Here is a 13,068-nt window from a genome sequence, read left to right as displayed (position 1 = left end):
ATGCGTCCATTTTTTGAATTACTGAAGAAAATTATTCAAACCGGGGTGGGAAAAACCCGGTTCCTGATGGCAGCAGTGGGTTTAGGCATTGCCATGCTGCTGATACTCATTGCTATCCAGGCGCACTCCAATTTCAGCCAACTGCTGTACAGCAGTAAAAATCAGAATGAAACCGCCGATTTCCTCGTGATCAATAAAACCATCACCAATGCCATGATGGGGCAGTCGTCTAAAAGTATTTTTACCCCTGAAGAAATTGCCACTATAAAAAAACAACCATTCGTTCAGTCGTTCGGGTTAGTAACCTCCAGCCAGTATAAAGTAGTAGTGCAGGCGCCCGGCGACCTCCACTTTGCCACTGACATGTTTTTTGAAGCAGTACCGGATAGCTTCCTGGATGTGAAAGGGCAGGACTGGAAATGGGCAGAGGGCGACCGTACCATTCCTATTATTTTACCGAACGATTTCCTGAACCTTTACAACTTCGGGTTTTCCCTGAGCCAGGACCTTCCACAGATCTCACAGGAAACAGTGAAGGCATTACCCCTGCAGGTAAACATCTCCAACAATCAGTTATCAGATCAGTATATGGGGCATATTGTGGGCTTTTCGGACCGCATCTCTTCTTTCCTGGTGCCGGCTTCTTTTATGGCCTGGGCCAATGAAAAGTATGGAATGACTACCGCCACCGGTACTTCCCGCGTGATCATTAAAACGCCGGATCCCTCTAACCCGGCGTTGGTGAAGTTCCTGGAAGATAATGGCTATACTACCAACCAGGATAAACTGAAGTTCAGCAAAACCAGGCTGATTGTACAAACCATTGTATCGGTGGTGGGGTTTTTCGGATTGATCCTGCTGTTCTTTGCCCTGCTGGTTTTCAGCATGTTTATACAGCTGGTAATTGCTTCCTGCAAGCGGGAAATTCAATTACTGGTAATACTGGGCACGGCGCCAAAGCAACTGCAGCGGTACCTGCTGAAGCAGTTTGTGCCCCTGTATATTGTGATCGGCATTTTATCGTTGCTGCTGGTAGCCGGATTGCAATACTGGGCCGCTGGTGAGCTGGCCCGGCACCAGATGCAGGTAAGCACCTGGCCGGGCATTCCGGTATTTGCGGGCATTGCGCTGGTATTGGCCCTGGTGTATATTGTAAACCTCCTTACAGTGAGGAAGTACGTAAATAATATTTAACCCTGCGGTGGCCGGTATGGCACAGTAAAGGTAGATTTTCCCCTTTGTGAAATAAGCAGGTAAGGCACCCAGATGGCCATGCGCAGCAGCGGCCACAGGACGGAGTTTACGCTGAAGATATCGTGGGGCTTTTCTGCCTTGAAGTAATAATAATTCAGTGAATTATCTGCATAAATAAAAACGGTAGCCATAAAATAAAAAGTGGCCAGCGCGAAAGGGAAGGTATCCCGCCGGTGGAAAAACAATACAGCCAGCAGGATGCTGTATGCCAGGAAAAATACGTTGACCATCATTTCCATGATGAGGAAGAGTTGTACCAATGTAATATTTCCCAGGTCCTGCCGGTCGGAAATGCTGATCCAGTAAGTATAATCGAATACCGCCATTTTGCAGATACCGGCAATTTCACCCATGGGCGTAAACAGTAACCCGATGGCCAGTAATACCAGCCCGCCGCCGATGGGCAGTGGTTCGGGCACCTCTTCATTGGGCGTAACGGAGTATTTATAAAAAACAAACCCCAGGCAGGCAAATCCCGCGGCGAACAGTAATGCCAGTATAATGGCAAGCCAGTTTCCCTTCCCTTCCGGATGCCGTGTTACAGCAAAAGCGGGATTCCAGCTGAGATCCATAGAAGTTATTTCATTCATCTTCTTCAGATCCCTTACATACTGCGGAATAAACTTTACGGGGATATGATCGCTGAAGGTTTTGAAATGATAGGATAAGACGACCTGCTGTCCTTTGGTTTCGGCCGTGTAGTCGAATGAGTAATACTCGTTTTGCAGGTGCAGTGGTGTTTGGTTCAGCGACCATTTAACAGGCGTGTGCAGGATAATCTGGTAGTCCTGGTCGTAGGGATAGCGGATGCTAACCGGTATTTTACGTTTATCGTCTGATATATAGGAAAGGATATCGTAGAAAGGTTGTGCGTTGGTGGTGAATACCAGTTTGCCTGTGCTGCTGTCTTTTTTCCAGAGATCGTGTATGAAGTAGCTTTCGTTTACATAAACTGTGTTGATGGCGGTACTATCGCGGGTAGTGATAGCATCGTTGATAGCTACGTCTCCGTATAGTTTCTTGTAGTAGGCAAGGTATGATTTTTCTTTATCCTTCATGCTGGTGACAGCCAGCTCAGCACGCTGGGCATCTGCATCATCCCGGTGGTAGGTGGTTACCACTTCCAGTTTGCCGTCTTTGTTTTCATCATCGGGCAGGGTAAAGGTTTCGCGGACGATGATTTTGCCACGGGTAACCGGTGTAATAGGTGTGAGCTGCGTGGTGGTATCGGTTACTACCAGTGCCTGCCGGTAATCCGGTTCGCATATATCTGCCAGGCTGCCACGCTGGTACGACATGGTGCCATCCAGCCAGTACACTTTATTATTGAGCACCGCATGTACAATGGCGTGGTTGAAGGCGTTGGGAGAGGGGAGCATGTCGCTTACAGTTCCTTTCATATCGGTATTTACATAGGCCATGCTGGCCATGATATTGTTGGCACGAAGCATGGTGCAAAGCAGCAGGGCCTTGTCTTTACAATCCCCGAAACGCTGTGCCAGTACCTTATCCGGGTTATTGGGGCGATGGGAATATTCTCCCATTTCGATGCCCATATAACGGATATCGTCCTGTACAAACCGTAACGCCTGGAGCAGGTAACTGGCCTGATCGCCATTGGCCAGCTTTTTAAAGGCGGCGATCTTACGGGCCAGCAGTGGGCCGGGTGGAGATGCCTGGTTCACTTTCATGCCCCATTGCGCCACTTCTTTCCAGGAGGGATATTCGCTTACCTGTACATAGGTAAAGGGGTTATACCATGAGGGCACAAAGCTGGTGTTATCTGTTTCCCTTACGTCTACTTTATTCCACTCATATACGGTAAGGCCGTTCCATGATTTCTGAACAGGAGCGGCGGCGTTATTATACTGTTTGAACCGGAGCTGTCTTTCCGGGCTTACGATAAGGTTTTTGTAGTAGTTCACAATAGGTTCATAAGCCACGAAATACAGGCGGCTATCCACTTTCCCGTTGAAGATGGGGTTATCGCCGTTGATGGAATAGGCATATTCGATCTGGTCGCCTTTCCTTACATCTTCCAGGATCAGGTAAGCGGTGTAGGTGCCGCTGTATATGAAGCGCGAAAGGTCCTGTTCTTTCTGTAGCAGTTTGAAGGCGGCGCCGGGAAGCCGGTTGATTTCCTGTCCATCGCGGTGGATCACTATTTTATGGAAGATGAGTTTTTCGTATTGGGGGTCATAATCGACTGAAATTTCAGACCCGTTCTGAATACCGGCTTCCGACACAATTTGCCGGATGAAGTGCTGGTAAGTGCTTTTCAGTTCCATCTGCCTTTGTTCTTCCAGCAGCAGGAGGTAGTAGCCATCGCTGATGTTTTTGGCATTGGGTTTTTGGGTGAGGTCGGGTGTAAAGGGGACGAGCCACGCAGGTGCGGGGCTGGTATTTACTTTTTGGGCGGGTGCAATGGTGTGGATTAGTATCAGCAACAGGGATAATACTAACTTCCGTGCACGGGAACTGGTAACGTGCATAGCTATGTTGGTTGATACCCGTTAACTGGGTATAGGGCAGTAAAAATTTTGCAGATGAATTTACGGTTGTTTTCCGATAGTTAACATATAAACTGCGAAAGAGGCCAGCCAGTGCTCGCCGGCGTAGCTGCCGCTGAAAACCTGTTTCAGCCCGGCTTCCATGTGCGCATGGGCCAGTTGGCGGATCGCCTGTCGGTTTTTGCCACCATGTTCGGCAATGGCTTCGAGGCACCAGGTACGGCTCAGGTTTAGCCCGTCGAGATGAACCAGTTTCCCGTCGGTCCTGTCTTTTACCTGCGCCACCTGCAGGATACTTATCTTGTTTTCAAAGAGGCCGGGTAAAAATGCGTATAGCCATTTACGGTAGTCTGTTTCCGGCATTATCCTGCGCATAAGGTCTGCCTCTTCCAGGGAGGGAGAGAGGAAGTCGTAACCACCGGGCTCCCATTGTACCGGTGCATTTTTATCTGCGGCATAGAAGCGCATAGCGGCATCGTGTATGGCTTTTTTCAGGGGCTCATCTTTGGCAGTTACTGCATAGTCCCAGGCCAGGCATAATCCGAAGGCGAGATTGGTATGTTCTCCCACCCGGATAGGATACATGATTTTATCGAGGAACTGGATGTACGCGGCGGAGAACTGGGAGGCCAGTGGCTGCACGTTTTGGCTCATGGTTTTTCCCAGCGGATCGTTCCAGGTGAGCAATTCGTTTTGCAGCTGCAGGAGCCAGCTCCAGCCATAGATCCTTTCAAAGCTCTTGTTTTCTGCGTTGCTGAACAGTTGTTGTTCTACTTTTATATTTTCGGCAGATAGATGTGCGGCCAGTTTGGTTCTTATCACCGAAGCTTTTGCCAGGTCCGGGTATGATTTCAGCAGCCGTACCAGCATCCAGTGCCCGTGCACGCTGCTATGCCAGTCGAAACAGCCATAGAAGGCGGGGTGATAATTTTTCGGGGCAGTGAGCAATGAACTATCGGAGAATACGATCCCTGTTTTATATGGGAATTCCAGGTCCAGGCATTTCAGTGGCAGCTCTGCCAGTTTATTGGCAATGTCTGGTGTTAACCGGGAGGCTGCGGGTGTATGTCCCTGGCTGGAAGAAGGTACCTGTGCGCTCATATTGAATGAGAAAAAGAGGATGATGAATAACTGGCCTGGAAATTTCACGGTGGAGCGGTGCTTTTATCTGTTTAATAACAATTTTACGTAGAACATGGGCTTGCCCAGTTTTTTCCGGAGGTCTACCTCATGGAACATGCATGACATAAGGTCTTTCAGCTGTTTATTGCGGGAGCCCATTTTCATCAGCATATTGAACAGCCAGGGGTATTTGATGAGTTTCTGCAGTTTAGTGCTCACCTGCAGTTCCGGTCCGAGAATGCGGTATACGTTTTCATCGTATGCGTTAAAGAAAGTATCCGAATAATCGTTGGCTTCGATGGCTGCGGCGGCCTGTTGGGCGGCAATCCTGCCGGAGTAAAGGGCGTTGCCGATCCCTTCACCGGTGAAGGGATCTATCAGGAAGCCGGCGTCGCCAACCAGCATATAGCGCTCTCCGTGCAGTTTTCTTTTTTTGCTGCCGAGGGGTAAGCCATAACCATCGATGGTACCAATAAGCTCTGCGTTTTTGAAGCGTTCTTTCATCACGGGATCGGTGGCGAGGGTATCCAGCATCAGCTGTTTCAGGTTCACCTTTTTGTTGCGGGCCGAGTTGCTGAGCATTCCTACGCCTACATTGGCTTCTCCATTGGGGAGAGGGAAAATCCAGATATAGCCCGGGAGCATATTTTTCAGGAAGTGCAGTTCAATGAAGTTGTCTTTATGCAGGCCCGTGATGCCTTTATAGTAGGCGCGGATGCCGGCCACATAATGTTTGGGTTCCATTTTGATCCCGGCCACATCCCGGGTAAAGCCGGAGTGGGCGCCGTTGGCTACTATGACCACATCGGCCTTCACCTTGAAGGAGCCGTCTTTGCTGGAGAGGTGGTATCCATCGGGTTGCAGGTCGTATTTATCAATACTTACGCCCTCGAATAAACGGATTTCGGGGCGGCGTTTCATTTCATCTACAAGGAAATTGTCGAAGTCGATGCGTTTGCAAACGAACCCGCGCGGGTTGCTCATATCTTCCTGGTAGCCCATGCGGTAGGGGATATCCATCCCGATACGGTTGGGAGCCACGAAGGTAACGCCCCAGCTGTCGGCCTTGAACATGGCCTGCTGGAGGCGGAGCCCGATGCCTTTGTCGATACGTTCCAGGAGGGTAAGCACTTTCCCGCTTAGTCCGTCTCCACAAACTTTATCCCTGGGGAAAACGGCTTTATCTACTACGATACATTCAATGCCTAGCTGGGCGAGTTGCAGTGCTGCTGTGGCTCCGCCGGGCCCGGCGCCTATGATACAAACTTTTGTTTCCATTATTGATGATACTGTTACGTGGCGGTAAGATACGGAATAGTGAGGATTTAGTACCAGGGATTGGCTCCATTAAAAATCCGCTATATTTGCGGTTCTTAAAAACACACGAAACATGTTTGGTGATTTATTTGGAAAGCTAACACAGATCAAGCAGAAAATGCAGGAAGGCAAAGAGCGTCTGGCTACAGTAACTTTATCCGGCGAGGCCGGCGATGGCGCTGTAAAAGTAACCGTGGATGGCAACCGCCAGGTGAAAAGTATTGATATTGCAGAGCGTCTTTTTGCACCGGAGCATAAAGAAGAGCTGGAAGACCTGCTGCTTACAGCGCTGAACCGTGCACTGAAAGAAGGGGAAAATGCTTTTGAAGCAGAAATGAAGAACGCTGCCGGCGGAATGCTGGGCGGATTGTTGTAATATATTTTAACACAGGCAATTGCCATATATACCATTGGTATATATGGCAATTGTATTTTATGTGAAAACTGAATGAATTCTGTAGTGTGTAAATAATATTCCGTTTCCGATGTGATAGTGCCCTGTACATGGATTTTCTTTGCAGGTACGATCAATTCCAACATGAAAGTTTTCTTCCGGCGTATTCACTTATACCTGGGCCTTACAGCCGGCCTGGTAATTACTATCAGCTGTTTAACAGGTGCTTTACTGGTATTTGAGAAGGAGCTGACGGAAGGTCTTAACCACCGGCGTTATTTTGTGGAACCGGTAGGGACGCGTTTGCCGCTGGACAAAGTGGCGGCATTGGCGAAGCAGGCTGTTCCCGGCGCAGGTATTTCCCGGATACAGGTATTTGCCGATCCTGCACGCACCATACAGGTACAGCTGGAAGAAGGGAAAAAGGAGCAGGCATCCGGAAAACGCAGAAAAGGCGGCACTGAAAAAGAAGGCGCCGGCCCCAAAAAAGAAAAAGGGCGTACAGCGTTTGTGAACCCTTATACCGGGGAAGTAATAGCGCTTTACAGCTACCAGCAAACATTTTATTATAAGATATTTTCCCTGCACCGCTGGTTATTGGCGGGAGCAACGGGGAAGCTTATTACCGGTATCAGCACGCTTATATTTTTCTTCATCCTGCTTACCGGCATTATTCTCTGGTGGCCGAAAACACGCAGCATTTTCCGGCAGCGGATCAAAGTAAAGTGGGATGGCAACTGGAAACGGGTAAATAATGACCTGCACATTGTGCTGGGGTTTTATACTTCCATCTTTCTTTTTGTGTCTGTTTTTACCGGTTTAACCTGGTCGTTTGAATGGTTCAGCAAGGCGTTGTATGCTTCCCTGGGCACTTCCCCGAAACCGGCAGCCGCGCCGTTGTCGGCCCCGGCAGTGGATGTTACCGGTAAAAGTATTTCTTACGAAACGGCACTGGCAGTGGTAAAATATGCGGTACCGGATGCGTTGTTTTATTCGTTTACCGCTCCGAAAGACAGCTCGGCGGCTTTCATGGTAAGCCTGCTGCCAGCCGGCGCCTTACATGAGGCAGCTACTACTACTTATTACCTGGACCAGTTTAATGGCAGGGTGCTGGCCTCGCAAACTTTTGCACAAAGGAACCTGGGCCAGCAGATCCGTGGCACTATAAAGCCATTGCATACCGGGGCTATTTTTGGTACGCCTTCCAAAATATTTGCTTTGATACTCGCTTTGCTGGGCGCCACATTTCCCACTACCGGTACTATTATGTGGCTGAACAGGACGAGGAAGAAGAAAAAGAAAACAGCATCTCCTGTGGTACCAGAAGCCGGAGCAGCTACACAGGTGGCCTGATATCATTATTCCGTTTCTGCAAATACCCTTCAGAAACGGAAGGTTTTAATCTCATTTTAATTTTACTGCCGTTAACATTTTCTTTGCAAACCCTTATCCCCGCTAAGTTTTAACATTCCTCTACAGAATCTGGAATAGCATTTGGCATATACCTGCAAAATGATATTACCATGCGTGCTTATCCAAAACCGCCTGCACCTGATCACAAAGCCATGTATTATATCGCTATCGGCGTTATTATCATCGCCGTGCTGGCAGAGATAGTACACAACAGCGTAAAATTATAACTTATGATTAATCAGTATGAAGTGCCAGCCTGTATTGAAGATACGATACCAGCACTAAGAAAAGCATTACACCAGTTTCCGGCCATATATCATATTTACGACACCATTGGTTGTTTAACAGAATACACCGACAAACAGCTGCGGGAGCAGAATTTCCCGGTAGCAGGTAAATGTTTACAACTGGCCGGCCGGTTATATGAAAAGGGTAATATGGTTGTGAAAGAAGCGATTACCCGTATTTTTTTACCGGTGCTCTGCAGGGTTCCCCTTGCAGATGCCGTAAGCAGGATCCGGGTGTATTCATTGATCCCGGATTCAATTTATCCACTTTATATACAACATCAACTTACTGGTAATGGAAACAGATGAGGAGATAGTCGTCCGGTTGGCAACAGCCATGGACGTTGACTTTGCCCTGCCTATTGTAGCAGAGATGGAAGCATCCGCAAAGGCGAGGGGCACGGGGATTGCCAAAAGAAATCCCGATACTATAAAGGAAAAAATACTGGAAGGGAAAGCCGTTATAGCCTTCACGGCAGAAGGAATATGGGCAGGATTTTCCTACATACAATCCTGGGAAAATGCCAGTTTTGTATCTAACAGCGGTTTGATTGTAGCGCCAGCCTTCCGTGGAATGAAGGTAGCGCAGGCCATCAAGCAAAAGATCTTTGAGCTGAGCCGGCTGCTTTATCCGCAGGCAAAAATATTCAGTATCACCACGGGGTTACCTGTGATGAAGCTCAATACCCGCCTGGGCTTTGAGCCGGTTACCTATAATGAGATCACACATGACCCTCTTTTTTGGGAGGGGTGTAAAAGTTGCGTAAACTATCCTATCCTGGCAGGCAAAAATTACAGGAATTGTTTGTGCACTGCCATGTTGTTTCAGCCTTCGGGGAATTGAAACAAGAAAACCGCTACGGTGAAAAATACAGCCAATGAGTTTAAACCGGCGATGCTTTTGCATTGCCGGTTTTCTGCGTTCGTATTGGATTGCCTACCCGTTGAAGTTTACATCAATAACGAGCAGTTTATTGATCTTATCGGTTGTTTTTTTGTATTCTCCATTCAGCCGTATATAGTAGCGGCTGATCCCGATGTATACCGGAGGTGCGGGGAAGCTTTTCAGTTGTGCAACCCGTGCATAGGCAGCAGGGGAGCCGTGTTGTTTTACATGCTGTTGTAATGCCTGTAAGGTAGTGGCGGGGAACCGGGATCTTTCAGCAGCGGAGTATTTTTTACAAATGAAGAAGTTGCTCGCTTCAGGGGGAATTATTTTCCAGGGGGAGCGGTAATGTTTCCAATGGCGCAGTGGCTCGTGTTCAACAATAGCGCTGGTTTCATAGCATTGTGATATTCTGATCCTGTTTATTTCGCTGGTAGTAATGGCCAGCATCTGCCCTTCAATGGTATGGAGATGCGCCAGCCGGAAATACAGGGTATCCGGGCATAGTTCAAAATCATTGAGTTGGGCATCGGGTATGATCCAGTCGAGCGAAAAATAGCAATCACCGAAATGGATATACGTAGTAGAGTCGCGGCACGCTACATATACTTCATTGGAGGCTACTTTAACTGCAGGCGCCGGCATTGCAATAAGCTGCATGGTATCTATCTGTACGGGCCTTTCCTTCACGGGCCTTTCGGGCCGATGGCAGGCGGGTAGCAACAGCAAAGCAATTGCAGGGAGTAAAAATATTTTCATGGCATACGGGATACTCTAACGAATTGGCGCCGGGGACGGATACCCGTGAACACGGAAAGCGGTTAGTCGGCGTCTACAGCACCGGTGGTATCTACTTTCCTGTTAAGGGCTTCCCACAAAATATCTTTTAACTCACTGAGCCCCTGGTTTGTAACAGAAGAAATAAATACATGCGGCACATCTTCCGGCAGTTCTGCTGCTATAGCAGCTTTCAACTCATCGTCCAGCATATCGCTTTTACTGATGGCCAGCAGGAACTGTTTGTCCAGTAATTCGGGATTATATTGTTCCAGCTCGTTCACCAGTACTTCAAAATCTTTGCGGTGATCTGCACTGTCGGCCGGAATAAGGAATAATAATACGGCGTTTCTTTCAATATGTCGTAAAAAACGGTGACCTAAACCTTTCCCCTCGTGGGCGCCTTCGATGATACCCGGGAGGTCGGCGATGCAAAACGATTTATTGTCGCGGTATTCCACCATTCCGAGTTGGGGGGTGAGCGTAGTAAAGGCGTAGTCGGCCACCTTAGGCTTCGCCGCGGTAATGGTAGACAGCAGGGTAGATTTGCCGGCATTGGGGAAACCAACAAGTCCTACATCTGCCAAAACTTTTAATTCCACAATTTTCCAGCCTTCCTTGCCGGGCATACCGGGTTGCGCGTATTCAGGGGTTTGGTTAGTGGCAGATTTGAAATAGGCATTACCTTTCCCGCCCTGTCCGCCGGGAATCCAGATAATTTCCTGTCCGTCGTGGAGGATTTCGGCTTCTACTTCGCCGGTTTCTTCGTCTTTGGCTTGTGTGCCAAGTGGTACTTCTATGATAATATCTTTACCAAAACGGCCGGTGCAGTTATCACCACTGCCGTTTTCCCCGTCTTCCGCCAGCAGGTTTTTATGCCAGCGGAGGTGAAGGAGGGTCCACAGCTGTGAATTGCCTCTTAAAATAACATGTCCGCCTCTGCCGCCATCGCCACCATCAGGGCCGGCCTGCGCATTAAATTTAGTACGCATAAAGTGCATACTGCCTGCGCCGCCTTTCCCGGACTTACAAAATACACGGATATAATCTACGAAGTTCGCTTTTTCCACTTAGTCTTATTTTTTAACATTCCGGGGGCCTTACCCCGGAAAAACAGAACGCAAAGATCGTGAAGTTTGAGCTAATTAGCACAATCCTGTGCCGGGAGCTCTTTACTTACAATCTTTGCGTTGTATAAAAAGATGTAAAAGTCTTTATGACAGCGGGTTCCGCTTATTGTACCTTTTCTCCTACCAGTTCATCCAGTTCTTTGGAGAGCAGTTCAAACACTTCTTCCTCTGTACCATCGCCTTTCACTTTTTTAAATTTGCCGAATTTGGCGTAGTGATCGGCCACAGGAGCGGTTTTATTGTGATATTCAACAATACGGGCTTTTACTACTTCTTCAGAGGCATCATCGCTGCGGCCGGAGGTTAAGCCCCGGTTCAACAGGCGTTTAATCAGTGCGTCTTCCGGTACCTCCAGTGAAAGCACAGTAGAGATAGATGTTTTCTTCAATGCCAGCAGTTTGTCCAGTGCTTCCGCCTGTGCAGTAGTACGGGGAAAACCGTCGAAAATAAAGCCACGCGCATCAGGATTGGCGTCCAGTTTGGAACTGATCATGCCAATCACTACTTCATCCGGCACCAGCAGGCCCTGATCCATAAATTTCTTGGCTTCCAGCCCCAGGGGTGTTTTATCTCCGATCTCGCTGCGAAGCAAATCGCCCGTGGAAAGATGAATAAGCCCGTACTTCTGGATAATGTTAGCACTTTGTGTACCCTTGCCGCTACCGGGAGGGCCAAATAAAATGAGATTGACCATGTTTTATAAAAATCTACTTTACTCGCAAGGTTGCAAATATAAGAAACAGATGAATGTATTGGTAATTAAAATTACGATTGATTAAACTAAATGTAAATATTCTGACAAAATAGTAAACAGCATTCAATTTTTTGCCGGAATCTGTAAAATATCTTCAACAGGGTATTCTAATTTAACGAAATAGTTTGGATATGACAAAATCATATGATCAATATTAGTAATTCTTTGATATTCAGGCCCGTCAGTCTGGATTTCCGCATGAATATTTGTAAGTTTATGACATGAGGAAACAATTATTGGTTGCAGGACTTACAGGCTTAATGATGACGGGCAGCGCCATTTCCGCGCCCCTGGTGTTCAAGGAAAAAAAGAAGCATAAAAAGGTGGCTGCACAAAAAGCGGCGCCGGCGCAGGACAAGGCTTCACAGTGGGCCGACAGTGTGTTCCAGTCGCTAACTCCCGATGAACGTATTGCCCAGCTTATTATGATCCGGGCGCATTCCAATTTAGGACAAGATCATATTAACGCCGTCATTAAAGATATACAGGACAACAAAGTAGGAGGAGTGATCTTTTTCCAGGGAGGGCCGGTACGGCAGGCCAATCTTACCAATTATTACCAGTCAATTTCGAAAGTGCCGCTCCTCGTAGCCATTGATGGCGAATGGGGGCTTGGTATGCGGCTCGACAGTGTTATATCACTGCCGCGGAACATGATGATTGGCGCTATGCAGGATACCTCCCTCGCATACGATGCCGGGAAGATCATGGGAGAGCAGTGCCGCCGGCTCGGTATCCATATTGATTTTGCGCCAGACATGGATGTGAACAACAATCCGGCTAATCCTGTGATCAACGACCGCTCTTTCGGGGAAAACAAATACCAGGTGGCCCGTATGGGCGTAGCTACTATAAGGGGAATGCAGGATGCCGGCATTATGGCCTGCGCCAAACATTTCCCGGGTCATGGCGATACCAATGTGGATTCGCACCTGGATCTGCCCACCATCAATAAAACCAGGGCCCAGCTGGATTCCCTGGAGCTGTATCCATTCCGCCAGGCCATTGCTGCCGGGGTACAGTCGGTGATGATAGGCCATCTTTACATTCCTTCTATCGACAAAAAGCCCAATACGCCTACTTCCATTTCCTACAATGCAGTCACAAAACTACTGAAGGAAGAAATGGGTTTTAAAGGGCTGATTGTTACTGATGCCCTGGAAATGAAAGGCATCGCGAAGTTTTATACCAACGGGCAGGAATCCTTACAATCGCTGCTGGCGG

The 13,068-nt window shown here is 48.1% G+C and carries 12 protein-coding genes; 6 read left to right on the top strand and 6 right to left on the bottom strand.

Features of this window, described 5'->3' with window-relative positions; all coding sequences use genetic code 11:
• A complete protein-coding gene (locus VIM72_RS32095; RefSeq protein WP_332006877.1) occupies positions 1 to 1,194 on the top strand; it encodes an FtsX-like permease family protein in 1,194 nt (397 codons plus the stop codon).
• Here VIM72_RS32095 and VIM72_RS32090 read toward each other — a convergent pair.
• From VIM72_RS32090 to VIM72_RS32080, 3 genes are read right to left on the bottom strand one after another with little or no spacing between them, the layout of a single operon-like run.
• Positions 1,191 to 3,746 (bottom strand): DUF3857 domain-containing protein, encoded by a 2,556-nt coding sequence (locus VIM72_RS32090; protein WP_332006876.1) that lies wholly within the window; start codon positions 3,744 to 3,746, stop codon positions 1,191 to 1,193. The genes VIM72_RS32095 and VIM72_RS32090 overlap by 4 nt on opposite strands.
• Positions 3,747 to 3,806: 60 nt before the next feature.
• A complete protein-coding gene (locus VIM72_RS32085; protein WP_332006875.1) occupies positions 3,807 to 4,913 on the bottom strand; it encodes a DUF2891 domain-containing protein in 1,107 nt (368 codons plus the stop codon).
• A 15-nt stretch (positions 4,914 to 4,928) separates the two neighbouring features.
• Complete coding sequence (locus tag VIM72_RS32080; RefSeq protein WP_332006874.1) at positions 4,929 to 6,164, bottom strand: geranylgeranyl reductase family protein; 1,236 nt, start codon at positions 6,162 to 6,164, stop codon at positions 4,929 to 4,931.
• A gap of 112 nt (positions 6,165 to 6,276) precedes the next feature.
• Here VIM72_RS32080 and VIM72_RS32075 point away from each other — a divergent pair, with 112 nt between their 5' ends.
• The 4 genes from VIM72_RS32075 (at position 6,277) to VIM72_RS32060 (ending at position 9,141) form a co-directional block, all read left to right on the top strand.
• Complete coding sequence (locus VIM72_RS32075; RefSeq protein WP_332006873.1) at positions 6,277 to 6,579, top strand: YbaB/EbfC family nucleoid-associated protein; 303 nt, start codon at positions 6,277 to 6,279, stop codon at positions 6,577 to 6,579.
• A gap of 162 nt (positions 6,580 to 6,741) precedes the next feature.
• The gene (locus tag VIM72_RS32070; RefSeq protein WP_332006872.1) at positions 6,742 to 7,950 is read left to right on the top strand and encodes a PepSY-associated TM helix domain-containing protein; all 1,209 of its coding nucleotides are present in this window, start codon (positions 6,742 to 6,744) and stop codon (positions 7,948 to 7,950) included.
• 290 nt (positions 7,951 to 8,240) lie between these two features.
• A complete protein-coding gene (locus tag VIM72_RS32065; protein ID WP_332006871.1) occupies positions 8,241 to 8,606 on the top strand; it encodes a DUF7674 family protein in 366 nt (121 codons plus the stop codon).
• A complete protein-coding gene (locus tag VIM72_RS32060) occupies positions 8,593 to 9,141 on the top strand; it encodes an N-acetyltransferase (protein ID WP_332006870.1) in 549 nt (182 codons plus the stop codon). Before VIM72_RS32065 ends, VIM72_RS32060 begins: the two co-directional genes overlap by 14 nt.
• A 93-nt stretch (positions 9,142 to 9,234) precedes the next feature.
• On the opposite strand, the gene VIM72_RS32055 is transcribed toward VIM72_RS32060, so the two are convergent.
• From VIM72_RS32055 to VIM72_RS32045, 3 genes are all read right to left on the bottom strand, one after another.
• Complete coding sequence (locus VIM72_RS32055; RefSeq protein WP_332006869.1) at positions 9,235 to 9,942, bottom strand: hypothetical protein; 708 nt, start codon at positions 9,940 to 9,942, stop codon at positions 9,235 to 9,237.
• 62 nt (positions 9,943 to 10,004) lie between these two features.
• Positions 10,005 to 11,030, bottom strand: a complete 1,026-nt coding sequence (gene obgE / locus VIM72_RS32050) for a GTPase ObgE (RefSeq protein WP_332006868.1) — start codon at positions 11,028 to 11,030, stop codon at positions 10,005 to 10,007.
• Between the two features lie 163 nt (positions 11,031 to 11,193).
• Positions 11,194 to 11,784 (bottom strand): adenylate kinase, encoded by a 591-nt coding sequence (locus VIM72_RS32045; RefSeq protein WP_332006867.1) that lies wholly within the window; start codon positions 11,782 to 11,784, stop codon positions 11,194 to 11,196.
• Positions 11,785 to 12,065: 281 nt separating this feature from the next.
• Here VIM72_RS32045 and VIM72_RS32040 point away from each other — a divergent pair.
• Positions 12,066 to 13,068, top strand: a 1,003-nt coding sequence (locus VIM72_RS32040; protein WP_332006866.1) for a glycoside hydrolase family 3 protein, incomplete at its 3' end; no start/stop codon positions are given.

Origin of the sequence: Chitinophaga sp. (assembly GCF_036569185.1) — a bacterium.
Lineage (GTDB): Bacteria > Bacteroidota > Bacteroidia > Chitinophagales > Chitinophagaceae > Chitinophaga.
The sequence above is the reverse complement of the archived record's forward strand: the minus strand, read 5'-3'. Positions and strand labels throughout refer to the sequence as shown.

Coding starts and splice junctions, on each gene's coding strand:
- VIM72_RS32095 (WP_332006877.1), top strand. CDS start 1: ATGCGTCCATTTTTTGAATTACTGAAGAAAATTATTCAAACCGGGGTG.
- VIM72_RS32090 (WP_332006876.1), bottom strand. CDS start 3,746: ATGCACGTTACCAGTTCCCGTGCACGGAAGTTAGTATTATCCCTGTTG.
- VIM72_RS32080 (WP_332006874.1), bottom strand. CDS start 6,164: ATGGAAACAAAAGTTTGTATCATAGGCGCCGGGCCCGGCGGAGCCACA.
- VIM72_RS32075 (WP_332006873.1), top strand. CDS start 6,277: ATGTTTGGTGATTTATTTGGAAAGCTAACACAGATCAAGCAGAAAATG.
- VIM72_RS32070 (WP_332006872.1), top strand. CDS start 6,742: ATGAAAGTTTTCTTCCGGCGTATTCACTTATACCTGGGCCTTACAGCC.
- VIM72_RS32065 (WP_332006871.1), top strand. CDS start 8,241: ATGATTAATCAGTATGAAGTGCCAGCCTGTATTGAAGATACGATACCA.
- VIM72_RS32060 (WP_332006870.1), top strand. CDS start 8,593: ATGGAAACAGATGAGGAGATAGTCGTCCGGTTGGCAACAGCCATGGAC.
- VIM72_RS32055 (WP_332006869.1), bottom strand. CDS start 9,942: ATGAAAATATTTTTACTCCCTGCAATTGCTTTGCTGTTGCTACCCGCC.
- VIM72_RS32045 (WP_332006867.1), bottom strand. CDS start 11,784: ATGGTCAATCTCATTTTATTTGGCCCTCCCGGTAGCGGCAAGGGTACA.